Below are 15,669 nucleotides of genomic sequence, written 5' to 3'. Positions count from 1 at the left end.
CCTGTCTACAAAAGTAGACAGGCGCTTTGGTCGTTCGGTTATAAGCTGCAAAGCCATTATCTCGGTTCTACAATCAACTTAATGGCTGTCCGGTCTTCGCCGTCGATGACAATATCGGTAAATGCTGGTATGCAGATCAAATCAACCCCGCTGGGAGCTACAAATCCTCGCGCGATGGCTACGGCTTTGATCGCTTGGTTGAGGGCCCCTGCCCCGATGGCCTGAAGCTCAGCAGCCCCGCGTTCACGCAATACTCCAGCCAACGCGCCTGCGACGGAATTTGGGTTGGATTTTGCTGACACTTTTAATACTTCCATGAAAAGTACCTCCTCGGGAATGATGATTGCTTCCAGTACTAATCATATTCTAGGAATTTGCGGTTAATTCCTTCTACCCGAAGATGGTATTTTCGAAAATATTTAAATTGTTCGTCAATTCAATCAAACAAAATCGTCTCTTCGTCCATGCGAATCAATTGAATCTTTTTTCCGAGCCCTGTAGCCGGGTCCAATTCCATGCTGACGGCATGAAAATGCCATTTGCCTTCGTCTACGACAAAGCGGACGGGAAGCTGGGTTTTAAATTTTTGCAGCACGGCGTTCCGCTCCATCCCGAGAATACCGTCCCGCGGGCCGACCATGCCTACATCCGTCACATAAGCCGTGCCTTGGGGCAGCAGCCGTTCGTCGTTCGTCTGTACGTGCGTATGTGTCCCGACGACGGCGGATACTTTGCCGTCCAAATGCCAGCCCATCGCCAGCTTCTCCGAAGTCGCCTCGGCATGAAAATCCACAAAGACATACTTCGTTCTCTTTTTAGCTTGCTCTACCAGCTCATTCGCTTTCTCAAACGGACAATCGAGCGGAGGCAAAAAGGTGCGTCCCTGCAAATTGATGAGGGCTAGCTCGATGTTCTTTACTTTAATAAACGTCATCCCTTTTCCGGGCGTTCCCTTCGGAAAATTGGCCGGCCGGACCAGCCGGTCTTCCTTGTCGATAAAATCGAAGATTTCTTTTTGGTCCCACGTATGATTGCCCATCGTGATCCCGTGCACGCCAAGCTCGAAGAAGTCTTTGGCGATCGCAGCCGTAATGCCCCGCCCTGCTGCCGCGTTCTCTCCGTTCACGATAATCCAATGCGGGTTATATTTATTTTTGAGGGTCGGTAAGCACGTTTTCAACGCTTTACGGCCGACCGAACCGACAATATCTCCAATGAACAGTATTTTCATCGGGCTCTCCCCTGCCTCACTTTAAATTTTCTGCAGCTTTCCGCTGAATTAGAGAGGGAAGTGGCAAAATCGCCACTTCCCTCTGTAGTGTATGCAATTATTTGGCGTATTCTACAGCGCGCGTTTCCCGAATGACCGTGACCTTGATGTGACCCGGATAATCGAGCTCGCTTTCGATTTTCTTCGTAATGTCTCTTGCCAGTCGGAATGCCTCGGTATCGTCCACCTTCTCAGGTTGAACCATTACGCGCACTTCGCGTCCGGCTTGGATCGCATACGATTTCTCGACGCCTTCGAACGATTCGGAGATCTCCTCGAGCTTCTCGAGCCTTTTGATGTACGTTTCGAGCGTTTCCCGGCGCGCGCCTGGTCTTGCTGCAGACAGCGCATCAGCCGCACCGACCAGCATAGCGATGACCGAAGTCGCTTCACAGTCGCCGTGATGCGAAGCGATACTGTTAATGACCACCGGATGCTCCTTGTACTTCTTGGCGATCTCAACGCCGATCTCGACGTGAGAGCCCTCCACTTCGTGATCCAGTGCTTTCCCGATGTCATGAAGGAGACCGGCACGTTTCGCCAATGTCACGTCTACTCCGAGTTCTCCTGCCATCAGTCCGGCGAGGTAAGCCACTTCCATGGAATGCTTGAGCACGTTTTGACCGTAGCTTGTACGGAATTTGAGTCGGCCCAAAATTTTGATCAAGTCGGGGTGAAGACCGTGTACGCCGGTTTCGAACGTTGCTTGCTCCCCGTATTCGCGGATCCGCTCGTCGACTTCCTTGCGGGACTTCTCGACCATTTCTTCAATGCGAGCCGGATGGATTCGTCCGTCCGCTACAAGCTTCTCAAGCGAAGTTCGGGCGATTTCCCGACGAATCGGGTCAAACCCGGACAAAATGACGGCTTCCGGCGTGTCGTCGATGATCAAATCGATGCCGGTGAGCGTCTCCAAGGCCCGGATATTGCGGCCTTCACGGCCGATAATCCGGCCTTTCATCTCTTCATTCGGAAGCGCTACGACCGATACGGTCGTTTCGGCCACATGATCGGCCGCGCAGCGTTGAATGGCGAGCGTGATGACTTCTCTAGCCTTTTTGTCGCCTTCTTCTTTAGCTTGCTGTTCGATTTCCTTGATCAATTGAGCGGTTTCGTGGCGAACTTCCTGTTCTACGTTGGTCAAGATGATTTGTTTGGCTTCGTCCATCGTCAACGCAGAAATTCGCTCCAGCTCGGCAACTTGATCTTTATAAATCTGATCAATTTGCGCTTGGGTTTCTTCGATTCGTTTCTCCTTGTTGGCGACCTGCTCCTCTTTTTTCTCAAGAGATTCTAATTTTTTATCCAGCGATTCCTCTTTTTGCAACAATCGTCTCTCTTGTCGTTGAGTTTCATTTCGACGGTCACGAATGTCTTTTTCAGCTTCGGTTCTGAGCTTGTGAATCTCGTCTTTCGCCTCCAGAACCGCTTCTTTCTTCAGTGCCTCTGCCTCTTTATGGGCATTTTCCTTGATCTGCTCGGCAGCATGTTCTGCACTGGAAATCTTCGCCTCTGCAAGGGACTTGCGGATAAAATAACCGATCCCGAAGCATAGAGCACCAACAACGAGAACGACTATGATCCAGATGACTGTCGTAGGCATCCAGTTCACCTCCTCGTTGTTTCTCCAAGGGGTAAGCTTGGGATAATCAGGTTGTTTGATCCATTCTACAAACGCTAGTAAAAAGTAAAAATTGGCGATTTTACTTTGTTCGAATCTTCCTCAGGCTACTCAAGGAAGATTCTGTGTATCGCATTCACATGATTATTTTATCTTTTGATAAAGAAGCTTGTCAAGGTGTTGGCTCCGAATGAGTCGATATTCCGTCCGTCGTATGATTACGTTTTCCATATTTGCTAGAATTGCTCTTCTTCCGGGAACATCTCTTCGTCCCAATCCCCTTCCGGTCCTTTTCGAGGCAAACGCGCCAGCACTTTGCTAACGACCTTCCCCGGATAACCCCGGCGCTGAAGGAAGCCGGCAATTTTCCGCCTGGCCTTCACTGGATCCTTCTCCAGCTCTGAACGATACCGTTTTGAGACAAGACTGTACGCCATCGAAAATTCCGTTTCTTCGTCCACCTGCTCCATCGCCGCTTGAATATGATCCTTGCGAATCCCTTTTTGCTGCAGCTCCTGCTTGATCCAATGCCGCCCTTTTTTTTGCGATTCGAGACGCTGTTTGGCGAGCTGTTCGGCAAATTGCTCGTCGTTCAAGTAGCCTTCCTTCGCTAAACGCTCGACCGTCGATGCCGTGATTTCCGGCGTATACCCTTTTTGCTTCAGCCGGGCCTTCATTTCGTGTTCAGACCGGAGCCGGCTGGACAGCAGACGGATTGCGTCCAAATAAGCTTTATGCGCTTCATCTTCGGCCAAAATCTGCTCAAGCTGCGCCGCTTCGACGGCTTCGCCTTTGAGCAGCCTTTGCTTGATCATCAAATCCTCATGGACCGAGAACGCAAAGGTCTCGTCGATATAAATATTATAACGGTGCGGCCCCCTGCGCTGCCGTTCCACCTTCGTAATCAGCCCCGATTGAAGCTGCGGCCTTTCCTGCTCGGTCATGAATCCAAGTACCTCCCTTGAAAATGGCAAAGGCACCTTTAATCTGGATTAAAGGTGCCGGAACGTTTATTCTTTCTCTTCAAGCAGCGCCAATTCTTCCTCTTCGTCCTCGTCGTCCGTATTCGGCCCGATCACCGGCACCAGGTTGCTGTTCTCACGAATTTTCTTCTCAATAACGTCGGCAATGTGCGGGTTTTCCTTCAGGAACTGCTTCGAATTTTCACGTCCTTGGCCGAGGCGGTCGTTATTGTAAGAATACCATGCGCCGCTCTTCTGGATGATATCCATCTCGGCGCCAATATCGATGATACTGCCTTCTTTGGAAATGCCTTCGCCGTACATAATATCGATATCCGCTTGCTTGAACGGAGGCGCTACTTTGTTCTTGACGACTTTGATCCGGGTCCGGTTACCAACCATATCATTGCCTTGCTTGATCGTCTCTACGCGGCGTACGTCAAGCCGGACGGACGAATAAAACTTGAGCGCGCGGCCTCCTGGGGTCGTTTCCGGGTTACCGAACATGATGCCGACCTTCTCACGCAACTGGTTGATAAAGATAGCGATCGTTTTCGACTTGTTGATCGCTCCGGACAGCTTCCGCAGCGCCTGCGACATAAGGCGGGCTTGCAAGCCGACGTGGGCATCGCCCATCTCGCCTTCGATTTCGGCCTTCGGTACGAGAGCCGCAACCGAGTCGATGACGATGATGTCGACCGCGCCGCTGCGCACCAGCGCTTCCGCAATTTCCAGTGCCTGCTCACCCGTATCGGGCTGGGAAAGCAGCAACTCGTCGATGTTGATGCCGAGCTTGCTCGCATACAGCGGGTCCAGCGCGTGCTCCGCATCAATGAACGCCGCAGTGCCGCCGCCTTTCTGAACTTCGGCGATGGCGTGAAGCGCTACCGTCGTTTTACCGGACGATTCCGGTCCGTATACCTCTATAATTCTACCTCGCGGAAATCCGCCGATGCCTAGGGCGATATCCAAAGCCAGCGATCCGCTTGGGCTCGTCTCTACCTGCATATGGGTCGATTCGCCCAATTTCATGATCGAACCTTTCCCGAATTGCTTTTCAATTTGACGAAGGGCATTTTCTAAGGCTGCGCGCCGATCTGACAAAAGAATCACGTCCTTTTTGATTTATCTGCTGATACCATATTACCGTGTTTTGAATCGGCTGGCAAGCATTTTTCCGAACATACATTCGCTTGCTTGGCAAAAGAAAAACCGTAACACGTTTGGTTCAAAAATGTTACGGTTCTTCCGCTAACATCTATTATACTTTATTTTGGGTTTTCTGACAACTATGATTTTATCGATTTCCACAAATGATAGAGTGCGCTTTTCGCTGCCCGAAGCTTGATCGTTTCGCGGTTGCCGGACAGCTGGAGCTTGACGGCGAAGACTTGACCGTTCCGGCGCGCGAGACCTACGTAGACCAAGCCGACCGGCTTGCCTTCCGTCTCGCCCGGCCCGGCGACGCCGGTAATCGATATGGCAACGTCCGCTTCCAGCAGACGAAGCGTATTGCGGGCCAGCTCCGCAGCGGTCTCCTCGCTGACAGCGCCGGGCGCGTCCGGTCCTTCCATCAACTCCATCGGCACGTCGAGCAGCTTATGCTTTAACGCCGAGGAGTAGCAAATGACGCCGCCCAAAAACGATTGCGAGCTTCCCGGAACGGCTGTCAGCAGATCGCTGAGCAGGCCCCCTGTGCAGCTCTCGGCTACGGCAAGCTTTTGCCCGCTCTCCGCAAGTATACGCAGCACCTGCTGCTCCAGAGTGAGGTCCTCCGCCGCGTAAATGTGCTCGTCCAACCGGCTACGGATTTCCGCTTCCAGCGGACGCAGTCTGGCCATCGCCTCGTCAGGCGAAGAGGCGCGCGTCGTAAGCCGGATCGCCACCTCGCCCTCCTTGGCATAAGGGGCAATCGTCGGGTCCGTCTGGGCTTCGATTAAATCGATTATGGCATGCTCCAGCGCCGACTCTCCGATCCCTGCGAACTTCAGCATGACCGAGTAAAGCGGCTGCACGTCATCCATCTTGGATTCAATCCAAGGCTTGGCATACCGGTCGAACATCGGCTTCATCTCTTTGGGTGGGCCGGGAAGTAAAATGTAATGCGTACCCTCGTGCGTTACCGCTACGCCAACCGCCAGCCCCGTATCGTTCGGCAGCGGATCGCTTTGCTCGGGCATCAGCGCCTGCCGCGTATTGCTTTCCACCATCGGAATGCCCCTCCGCTGGAACATCTCGGTCATTTTATTCATCGAAGGCTCATGAATGACAAGCTTTTGCCCGAGCACCTCGCCCAGTACGTCCTTCGTCAAATCGTCCTGCGTCGGTCCGAGTCCGCCCGTGCAAATAATGAGATCCGCGCGGCCCTTGGCGATATGCAGCGATTCTTTAATCCGCGAGACGTTGTCGCCGACGACCGTCTGGAAATAAACGCCAACGCCGATATCCGCAAGGCCTTTAGCCAGGTACTGCGCATTCGTATTTACGATTTGTCCCATCAGCAGCTCAGTGCCGACGGCTATGATCTCAGCTCTCACGGTACGCCTCCAAATAGCACAAAAACAATAGGCTGTCCCTACTGTTTTTGATCGCTAAAATTAATGACATGCTTGTTTTTGATAAAATAATCGAAGCCCGAATAAATCGTAATGATAGCAGCAATCCAACTGGCTACGATGTCGAAGCGGAAGTTGATGAACGCAAACGGAAAATTGTTGATAAGCAGTGCGATAATGGCCGTAATCTGCGCCGCCGTCTTCCATTTCCCCCATTTGCTGGCCTCTATGACGGACCCTTCGAGCAAAGCGATCTGCCGCAAGCCGGTGACAGCGAACTCGCGGCTGATGATCACGATGACGATCCAAGCGTCAACCTTGTTCATTTCAACGAGCGAGATCAATACGGCAGACACCAAAAGCTTGTCGGCCAGCGGATCGAGAAGCTTGCCCAGATTGGTCACAAGCTTCCGTTTTCTGGCGATATATCCGTCCAAACTGTCGGTGCTGGCGGCTATGATAAAGATCAGCGCCGCAATGATCTGGTTGTACGTAATGCTGAACTGCTCGATGCGAATATGCGGAAACTTAACGTTGACGAGCAGAAATAACATGATGATCGGAACCAGAAATATCCTCGCCAGAGTGATCCGGTTGGCCAGATTCATGCCACGACCTCCCCGGACAAGTCAAACTCGAAGGAGTGGGTGATGCGAACCTTGGCAATTTCGCCGATTTTGAGCTGCCCGCCGCCGACAAACACTTCGCCGTCGATCTCGGGAGCATCGTATTGCGAACGGCCGACATAGACATCGTTGCGCCCGTCGTATTTTTCGATCAATACGTCGATCACTTGACCGATGCGCTCGCCGTTGCGCTCGTTTGCAATCTCACGCTGCAGCTCCATAAGCACGTTCGAGCGGTATTCTTTGACTTCGTCCGGCACTTGATCCGGCAGACGGAAAGCCGGCGTATCTTCTTCCTTGGAATAAGTGAACACGCCCAGACGGTCGAATTTCACTTCTCGGATAAACGATTTCAGATTCTCGAAATCTTCTTCCGTTTCCCCCGGGAATCCGACAATAAGCGACGTGCGAAGCGATACGCCCGGAATGCGATCACGGATTTTGCGGATCAGCTCCCGTGCGTCCCGCTGACGCCCCGGACGCCGCATCCGCTTCAAGATGCTGTCCTCGCTGTGCTGCAAAGGCATATCGACGTATTTGCACACTTTAGGGTTGTTCGCGATGACATCGATCAGCTCGTCCGTAAAGAAGCCGGGATACGCGTAATGCAGCCGCACCCATTCGATGCCCGGCACGGCGCTTACCCGGTTCATCAGCTCCGGCAGCATGAACGTATCGTACAGATCCGTCCCGTAGTTGGTCGAATCCTGCGCGATGAGGCTGATCTCCCGGACGCCCTGCGAAGCCAGTTGGGCCACTTCGTCCAGAATCGATTCAATGGAACGGCTGCGGAACTTGCCCCGCATGATCGGAATGCTGCAGAATGTACAGGCATTGTCGCAGCCCTCCGCAATTTTCACATACGCCGTATAGCGCGGAGTCGCCATTCGTCTCGGCAGCTTCTGCTCGTAGTTAAACACTGGATTGCCGACCATCACAGGCTTGCGGCCGATCAACGCCTGGTCGATAATGTCGTTAATGTTGTGGAAATCCCCGGTTCCGACGATTCCGTCGATCTCCGGCATCTCCTTCATCAATTCTTCCTTATACCGCTGGGTCAGGCACCCTGATACGATCAGCGCCTTGAGATTGGCCGTCTGCTTCAACTCTGCCAAATCGAGAATCGTATTGACCGATTCCTCTTTGGCCGCATCGATAAATCCGCATGTATTTACAATAATGATGGTCGCTTCTTCTTTATCGTTAACCAAGGAATACCCGCGCTCATACACGAGCCCGGACATGATCTCCGAATCGACCAGGTTTTTCTCACATCCTAAGGTAACCACTTTCACTTTCTCTGTCATGTCAAAATCCTCCACCATGATTAGTACCTTTTACTACTAAACGGTTGGTTCAAGTATAATATACCGTATGAAAAGGTGTCAAAAGCAGCAAAAATACCTTACGGGTCCGTTTCCGTAAGGCAGCCGAACCGTTCTTTGGCCTTACCTGAAATTGATAAACTGAAGATCGAGCGAAATATCCGCCTTCCGAAGCAGCGCCATAACCTGCTGCAGGTCGTCTTTGCTTTTTCCGGTTACGCGAATTTGGTCCCCCTGGATCTGGCTTTTTACCTTCAGCTTGGAATCGCGGATCAGCACATTGATTTTTTTGGCGTTGTCTTGGTCGACCCCCTGCTTAACTTTAATGCGTTGACGCACCGTACTGCCGGCAGCAGGCTCGACTTTCCCATACTCCAAATTTTTAAGCGATATGCCGCGCTTCGCCATCTTGGACTGCAAAATGTCCAATACGTTTTGAAGCTTGAAATCGTCGTCCGAGATGACCACCAGCTCTTCTTTCTCCAACGAGATGCTGCTCTTGCTTCCTTTAAAATCAAAGCGTGTCGCGATCTCCTTTTCCGCCTGGTTAATGGCGTTGTTCATCTCCTGAAGATCCAGCTTCGATACGATATCAAACGAGTTTTCACTGCTCACAAAATCCGCTCCCCTTTCTTATCTAAATTCCACGCCCTCTATTGTAACAAAAAAGACACCCTCAGCACAAAGCTTTCGCGTGTCTTGAAGCCGTATTGTTCAAATGCGCCGGAATTTTAAGCGTTATCGCTGTCGGCCGATCGGCGAAACATGTCAGTCCTTCAAGCGAAAATGAACGAGAGGCATACGTTGTCCAGTATTTCCGTTTTTCCGGCGGCTATGCTATGACTTTTGGATATCGACTTGAATTTTTTTCACGTTCGGCTGATCGCCTACGACAACCGGCGAGCCGTTAACGCTCAACTCGACCGCATTGGCTTTTCCGAAAATCATGAAAGCCGTATCGGTCAAATCCCACGTTTTCGTTTCCCCGTTTTTGAACGTCGTGGAATCGATCACCGTTTTTTTCGGGGCAGGCGGCGAATCGACTTCGACCCAGCAGGAATCCCCGGTCACTTTCATTTCGATTTTCAGCTTATCCGTCCCCGTAACCGTGTAATAATCGGTCCCCCGTTCGCTTTTGACCAGCTTGACCTCCGTTGTCGGAGTCGACGCCGGGGGCGGCGTAGGCACCTGAACCGGCTTAGTATCCGCAAGCGCTCCATTCGTTCCGTTAGCTCCATTCGCTCCGGCATTTCCGGGATCGGGCGTTTTAGCGGCTGGCTCGACCTTTTCGGTAATTTTCTTCGGCAAATCTTTGGTCGCATCATTCGTGCTGCCGCTATAGTTTTGGCTTACGTAGTAGTAGATGACCCCAAGAATAAGCACAACGAAGGAAATAACCATCACATTGGACGCCCATTTTCCGAGCCGTTCCGTATTGCGGGTCGTCCGTTTGGTGCGGATCGGTTCGATTTGCTCCGGCTCCGGTTGCGGGATGACATTCTGATACATGTTCAACACTTCGTTCGGCTCCATCCCGACCGCTTCGGCATAGCTCTTTATAAAAGCCCGGACATAAAAGTTCCCGGGCAGCACTTTGTAGTTGCCATCCTCAATCGCTTCCAGATACCGTTTGCGAATCTTGGTTGTTTCCTGCAGGTCATCGAGAGATATTTTCTTTTCAATTCTGGCTTTTTTTAGCAATTGACCCAAATCGGACATGTGGTCACCCCTTTCCGACGCTCAGAACCTGGATAGGGCATTAATATTCGTCAAATCCGGCCGTGAACGTCTCGTATGTAATTTCTTCGTCCGGTGTATTTCTAAGCTCCACGATGCAGTCAAAATGATCGTAGGTATACTGCGATTCCCGGATGAAAATATCCGGATGCTCGATTACTTTGGTGGAAGGCATCGCCATAATTTCCTGCAGCAGCATATGATGCTTCTCGTTGGAGCGGAGCGTCGAGACGATCCCGTCGATAATAAAAACGTTATTCGGGTTCATTTCATCCTCGGAAAGCTGGCTGCGCACGGTCTGGCGGAGCAAGGTCGAGGAGACAAATGTCCACCGCTTGTTGGAGCAGACGCTCCCGGCGATAATGGACTCGGTCTTGCCGACGCGCGGCATCCCGCGCAGCCCGACGACATGGTTGCCGTCACGTTTGAACAGCTCGCCCAGAAAATCGACCAGAAGTCCCAGTTCGTCCCTGGTGAAGCGGAACGTTTTCCGGTCGTCGGAGTCCCGCTCGATATAGCGGCCGTGACGGACGGCAAGAATATCGACCAGCTTGGGCGGACGTAATGCCGTAATAGTTATATTATCCACTTTTCTCAACATTTTACCCATTAATTCAACTTTTTCTTCATCGTTCGTCTGCAAAAGCATCCCGCGGGTACGGTTATCTACCCCGTTGATGGTGACGATATTGATATCGAGCATCCCCATCAGGGAGGCGATGTCCCCGAGAAGCCCCGGACGGTTTTTGTGGATCCGGTATTCCATGTACCACTGCTTGATGTCATTTGTTTCCGCTATCATCCGTCGTTCTCCGATCCTAGGTTTGTGATGGGTTACAAAAGAATTCTACAATATTCGATAAAATCCTCCCCGTTTCAGGGCATAAAGTCACAAATTTTTATTGATTTTCGCTTCGGCGTTCGAATACGGCTGAATCCCCGGCGTCCATGCTTTTTTAGCCATCATGTCTTCGATAGATGCAAATATGCCTCCCCACTGCAGCTCGATACCTGTGGAGGCCATATTGATCACCGGAACCTGATTAGCCTTCAGCCTTTGTAATTGCGCCGCTTCCAGCGGGGCGAATACCGCGATCCACGCCGGCCCGTGACTGCGTACCTGGAATTGAAACTGCGTATACCAGCCTTCGGCGTCGGCCAGATTGATATACTCCGCTTCTTCGGAAGGCGCCCATTCAGACGGAATCGGATAAGCGGATGTTGTCACCCATTCGATTGCCCGGCCATTGTCAAGCTGCTGCCCTACCCATTCGTTCCATTCCTGCCGGAACCGGTCTTCTGGGACCAGCTTCACCATGATGTTGCTGCCGCTGACAACAGGGGATTGCCGCGCCAGCTGGTCGTCCAGCATCACCCATTTGCGTTCCGGGATGTTCGCTGCGGCGGGAAGCGTATTTTGTACTAAATTATGTCCGGCAACAAGGATATAGTCATAAGATCTGGTTTTAATTTTGGTCAGCTGATCTTCGGTCAGCGTGGTCGTGTTGTCCATCCACTCGAAGGTCGTCTGCTTTTTATCGCGCCAATTGACTAGTGTCGTTTGCAGGGCGGTTTTTACATTGTCCGGCATTTCCTGTCCCGTTACGACAAGAATCGACGATTTTGCTTCAAGCAAGACAGGATCGATCGCCGGGATGTTTCTGCCGCAGCCGCCAAGCAAACCTAGAATGCCTATTCCTACAAACAAACGTTTCAGCTTCTTCACTTGCGGTCAACCTCTTTCTCCCGTTCGTCTATACCAGTATATAAGAAAACCGGCCGGGAAGCCAATTCAGCGAACGGTCGCTCCGGGAAACAAAAGAAAAGCCTCCCTGAACAGGAGGCTCGTGTACAATGCCGGATAATCAATGTTGTGCTTTAGCCAATTTGACCATGGCCCGGGCCATGACCTTGCGTTCCTCTTCGTCGCATACGTCCCACAGGTCTTTCAGCACGCGTTCTTCTTTATTTTCCGGATCGACTTTGTCAGACAAAAATTCACCGATTTGAAAAGCGAGCTGCGAGATCGACTCTTCCGTCATCCCTGCCCGTTCCGCTTGCTCCACACGCTCTCCCAAAAACTCTTTCCAACGATCGAACACTTTAAGCACCGTAGCCATGTATGCATCCTCCTTATCGAAATGAATGTCGTTACGACGTTAATGTTTGCATTTCGGTAAGGATTTATACGGGCCGTCAGGTCAGCCAGCCCCCGTTGGGACTGATGATTTGACCTGTGATGTAGCCGGATTCGGGAAGCGCAAGGAAATAGACGAGCGACGCGATCTCATCGGGCTTGCCGAAGCGGCCGACGGGAATATCGTTCTCGATCATCGCTTTCTCCCGCTCGTCAAAGCCTGCCATCATCAACGTATCGACCGCGCCGGGAGCGACGGCGTTCACGGTGACCCCGGACGGGGCAAGCTCCTTCGCCAACGCCTTTGTAAAAGCATTGACCCCCCCCTTGGCGGTCGAATAGGCGACCTCGCAGGAAGCGCCGGAGATGCCCCAAATCGAGGATACGTTGATGATTCTGCCGTACTTCTGACGGATCATCGCCGGCATAAATTGACGCGTCATCAGAAACGCGCCCTTCAAGTTTATGTCCATGATTTCGTCCCATTCGGCCTCCTCCAAATCGGAGAACAGGCCGTAATGCGAAATGCCTGCATTGTTGACCAAAATATCCGGAACGAGGTCGTGCTGCGCCAGCTTCTCCTGCATTCGCTCGATCTGCTCCCTCGACCGCAGATCTGCCGTTACCGTTAACACGCGGCTCCCCATCTTCATGCAGCTGCGGGCTGTTTCATTGGCCCCTTCATGCGAATTCAGGTAATGGATGACCACGTTCATACCCACCGAAGCGAAACGGCTGGCGATCGCGGCGCCAATCCCGCGGCTCGCCCCCGTGACGAGCACCGTTTGCTCCGGAAACGGCTTGCAATGACTAGGTTCCATTCGCTTCACTTGTCACAATCGAAGCCGCTAGACGGCTCCAATCGAAATGCGCGCGCAGCCGCTCGTTGACATCCGCCAGGGTCAGCTCTTCATACACCGGCAAAATATCGAATAAATCGATGCCCTTAAACCGGTACTTCGTAAATTCATTGGCGATCGCTTCAGGTGAGTTGAGCTGGCGCAGGAAAGCACCGATTTTTTTCTTCTTGCTGCGCTCGAAATCGGTGGAGGCAACGCCGTCCGCTTTGACCCGGTCAATTTCTTCCTGTACGCGGCCGATCAAGCGTTCGGGGTCTTTCGTATCTCCGCCGATCACGGTAAACGCATAATTTTCGGCAATATTGTACTCGGAGCCGAAGCTGTCAGAAATCAGCTGCTCGTCGTACAGCTTCTGATAAATGGCCGAGCTGGGGCTTACCAGCACGTCAAGCAGCACTTTCATAGTCAGCTCCCGCTTCAGCAGCTCCCGCCCCCACAAAGGCTGGCCCGGCTCCTTGCAGCCGAATAAGCACTTGGGCAGCGAGACCGGCAGCACGGTTACTTTGCGCGCGGCCTGCACATGGTGCGGCTCGTCTTCAAAATAACGGTTGATCGTCCCCTGCGTCTTGAACGTTTTCCCCGCTTGGTTCCGTTTAACGAGCTCCATAATTTCCTGCGGGTTAACCCCGCCTACGACAAACAAGCTCATATTGCTCGGATGATAAAATGTATGGTAGCACTCAAACAGCATTTCTTTCGTAATTTTACCGATGGATTCGATCGTTCCGGCGATGTCGATATGTACCGGATGCTTGTGGTACATCGTTTCGATTAGTCCGAAATACGCCCGCCAGTCCGCATTATCCCGGTACATGTTGATCTCCTGACCGATAATGCCTTTCTCCTTCTCGACGTTTGCATCCGTAAAATACGGATTTTGCACAAAGTTAAGCAGCGTCAACAGGTTGTCCTCGATGTGTTCGGTCGCGGAAAATAAATAAGCTGTACGATCGAAGCTTGTGAATGCATTGGCGGAAGCCCCTTGGGCAGCGAATACGGAAAAAATGTCCCCTGTCGGCTCCTCGAACATTTTGTGCTCCAAAAAATGCGCGATGCCGTCAGGCACTTTGCGCCGCGCTTCGCCTTCGACCTGAAAATCGTTATCGATGGAACCGTATTTTGTCGTAAAGGTGGCATACGTTTTTTGGAAGCCTTCCTTTGGTAAAATAAAGACGCTCAGTCCGTTCGGAAGCTCTTCGGCGTACAGCGTTTCCTTCACATGCGGATAAGGGATCGTGCGCATTTATTGCCCCCCTTTGTTGTCGCGTAAAAAATATATCGTATCCAGCTGCACTTGGCGAGCCATCCGGCGGATCTGCTCTTTATCCGTTTGCTCCACCGCTTCGATCAGCGCCGGAACCGTACGGTCGGCGCCGGACAGGCGATTGTTGAAATCGAAAGCGATCAGCTCGAAGGCCGAGTCCTGCAGCTGGCGCAAATGTCCGGTAATCATCGCTTTCGTCTGCTGCAGCTCCGTGTCGCTGATTTGCCCCTCTTCCATCGCTTTCAGCTGTTCCTTAATAATCGAGACGGCTTTCTCATAATTTGCAATTTCGATGCCCGATTGGATCGTCAGAATGCCTTTGTGTCCGTCCAAGCGGGAAGAGGCGTAATAGGCCAAGCTCGCCTTCTCACGGACGTTGGTGAACAGCTTGGAATGCGGATATCCGCCCAAAATACCGTTATATAGCAGCGCTGAAGGGTACGAATCGTCCGCATACGAGGTTCGCACGCGAAGCCCCATATTCAGCTTTCCTTGATTGACATCGAGACGCTCGACGACTTCCTTCACTTGACCGACGCTGCGGTGCTCGGCTCTGAGCGAATAGTCCGAAGTACGCTCGCCCCTGACAGCAAAATAGCGCTCGATCAAGGGCAGCACCTGTTCCAGATTCGCATGGCCTACCACATAAATATCAATTGGAGACTGCCGCAGCCAGGCTTCATACCGTTCGGTCAAAGCTTCTGCTTCGATCGAAGAGATACGGTCGATCGCGCCGAGCGGATGGAGACGGTAAGGCTCGTTGCTGCACATTTCGGCGATGCACCGTTCCGCAGCGTAGCGGATTTTGTCGTTAACGATGGATTCCAATCGCTTCCGCAGCGTCGTTTTCTCGGAATCGATATATTTGCGGACCAAGGTTCCGCCTTCCATCGCAGGCTGCGTAATCGCTTCGCCCAAAAATTGAATGGCTTGATCAAGCAGCGGCTTCGGACTGGAAACAAAATCATCCTGAATAACATCCATGTTTAATTGAAGCATCTGGTAATCCGCGCGCTTGTACACGTCGAACCCGAATCCGGCCCCGTACAAATCGTCCAGCTTCTCGCGAAACTGCTTCGTTTCCGGATAGGCCTTACTGCCGCGCCGCAGCACAAAAGGAATAAGCGCGTTAGGCGTAACCGTATCCTCTTGAAGCGGACTTCCCACATAGACGGATAATGCAAAAGTTTTGAACTGCTCCGTCGGCAGTACATGCACACGCACGCCCTGCACTGTTCCCCGTTCGAATTGTATTTGCTTCAAAGACGAAACAACTCCTCTCATCATCATGGCTTCACTTCCGCCTTCCCGG

General features: G+C 52.1%; 16 protein-coding genes. All 16 read right to left on the bottom strand.

Translation table 11 applies throughout. From position 1 onward, the window contains the following. Nucleotides 1-56 precede the first annotated feature (56 nt). The 16 genes from NLX71_RS06015 to yfmF all read right to left on the bottom strand — a co-directional run bounded on the left by NLX71_RS06015 (nt 57) and on the right by yfmF (nt 15,641). Nucleotides 57-317: a stage V sporulation protein S gene (locus NLX71_RS06015; RefSeq protein WP_006286829.1), complete on the bottom strand. Its 261-nt coding sequence runs from the start codon at nt 315-317 to the stop codon at nt 57-59. 119 nt (nt 318-436) lie between these two features. Then, on the bottom strand, nt 437-1,231 hold the full coding sequence (locus NLX71_RS06010) for a TIGR00282 family metallophosphoesterase (RefSeq protein ID WP_254362583.1): 795 nt from the start codon (nt 1,229-1,231) through the stop codon (nt 437-439). A 97-nt stretch (nt 1,232-1,328) separates the two neighbouring features. Next, complete coding sequence (gene rny / locus NLX71_RS06005) at nt 1,329-2,873, bottom strand: ribonuclease Y (protein ID WP_254362582.1); 1,545 nt, start codon at nt 2,871-2,873, stop codon at nt 1,329-1,331. A gap of 254 nt (nt 2,874-3,127) precedes the next feature. Next, nucleotides 3,128-3,835 carry a RecX family transcriptional regulator gene (locus NLX71_RS06000; RefSeq protein WP_254362581.1) on the bottom strand — a complete coding sequence of 236 codons (708 nt, stop codon included), beginning with the start codon at nt 3,833-3,835 and terminating at the stop codon, nt 3,128-3,130. Between the two features lie 66 nt (nt 3,836-3,901). Beyond that, nucleotides 3,902-4,957: a recombinase RecA gene (gene recA, locus NLX71_RS05995; protein ID WP_302058097.1), complete on the bottom strand. Its 1,056-nt coding sequence runs from the start codon at nt 4,955-4,957 to the stop codon at nt 3,902-3,904. Between the two features lie 185 nt (nt 4,958-5,142). Then, entirely contained in the window at nt 5,143-6,390 is a 1,248-nt protein-coding gene (locus NLX71_RS05990) for a competence/damage-inducible protein A (RefSeq protein ID WP_254362580.1), read from the bottom strand. A gap of 38 nt (nt 6,391-6,428) precedes the next feature. Continuing rightward, nucleotides 6,429-7,016 carry a CDP-diacylglycerol--glycerol-3-phosphate 3-phosphatidyltransferase gene (pgsA, locus tag NLX71_RS05985; RefSeq protein ID WP_254362579.1) on the bottom strand — a complete coding sequence of 196 codons (588 nt, stop codon included), beginning with the start codon at nt 7,014-7,016 and terminating at the stop codon, nt 6,429-6,431. Further along, complete coding sequence (rimO, locus tag NLX71_RS05980) at nt 7,013-8,341, bottom strand: 30S ribosomal protein S12 methylthiotransferase RimO (RefSeq protein ID WP_254362578.1); 1,329 nt, start codon at nt 8,339-8,341, stop codon at nt 7,013-7,015. The genes pgsA and rimO overlap by 4 nt, the downstream gene beginning before the upstream one ends. Before the next feature lie 141 nt (nt 8,342-8,482). Beyond that, a complete protein-coding gene (locus NLX71_RS05975; RefSeq protein WP_254362577.1) occupies nt 8,483-8,974 on the bottom strand; it encodes a YajQ family cyclic di-GMP-binding protein in 492 nt (163 codons plus the stop codon). Between the two features lie 222 nt (nt 8,975-9,196). Continuing rightward, the gene (locus NLX71_RS05970; RefSeq protein WP_254362576.1) at nt 9,197-10,078 is read right to left on the bottom strand and encodes a helix-turn-helix domain-containing protein; all 882 of its coding nucleotides are present in this window, start codon (nt 10,076-10,078) and stop codon (nt 9,197-9,199) included. Nucleotides 10,079-10,118: 40 nt separating this feature from the next. Continuing rightward, entirely contained in the window at nt 10,119-10,898 is a 780-nt protein-coding gene (locus tag NLX71_RS05965) for a DUF3388 domain-containing protein (protein WP_254362575.1), read from the bottom strand. 87 nt (nt 10,899-10,985) lie between these two features. After that, nucleotides 10,986-11,822 carry a hypothetical protein gene (locus NLX71_RS05960; RefSeq protein WP_254362574.1) on the bottom strand — a complete coding sequence of 279 codons (837 nt, stop codon included), beginning with the start codon at nt 11,820-11,822 and terminating at the stop codon, nt 10,986-10,988. Nucleotides 11,823-11,961: 139 nt separating this feature from the next. After that, the gene (locus NLX71_RS05955) at nt 11,962-12,216 is read right to left on the bottom strand and encodes a DUF3243 domain-containing protein (RefSeq protein ID WP_254362573.1); all 255 of its coding nucleotides are present in this window, start codon (nt 12,214-12,216) and stop codon (nt 11,962-11,964) included. Nucleotides 12,217-12,292: 76 nt separating this feature from the next. Next, nucleotides 12,293-13,054, bottom strand: a complete 762-nt coding sequence (gene ymfI, locus NLX71_RS05950; protein ID WP_254362572.1) for an elongation factor P 5-aminopentanone reductase — start codon at nt 13,052-13,054, stop codon at nt 12,293-12,295. Further along, nucleotides 13,044-14,336 carry an EF-P 5-aminopentanol modification-associated protein YfmH gene (gene yfmH / locus NLX71_RS05945; protein ID WP_254362571.1) on the bottom strand — a complete coding sequence of 431 codons (1,293 nt, stop codon included), beginning with the start codon at nt 14,334-14,336 and terminating at the stop codon, nt 13,044-13,046. The genes ymfI and yfmH overlap by 11 nt, the downstream gene beginning before the upstream one ends. Further along, the gene (gene yfmF, locus NLX71_RS05940) at nt 14,337-15,641 is read right to left on the bottom strand and encodes an EF-P 5-aminopentanol modification-associated protein YfmF (RefSeq protein WP_254362696.1); all 1,305 of its coding nucleotides are present in this window, start codon (nt 15,639-15,641) and stop codon (nt 14,337-14,339) included. Nucleotides 15,642-15,669 lie beyond the last annotated feature (28 nt).

It is taken from the genome of Paenibacillus sp. MZ04-78.2 (assembly GCF_024213375.1).
In the GTDB taxonomy this organism is placed as follows: Bacteria; Bacillota; Bacilli; order Paenibacillales; family NBRC-103111; genus Paenibacillus_G.
The sequence above is the reverse complement of the archived record's forward strand: the minus strand, read 5'-3'. Positions and strand labels throughout refer to the sequence as shown.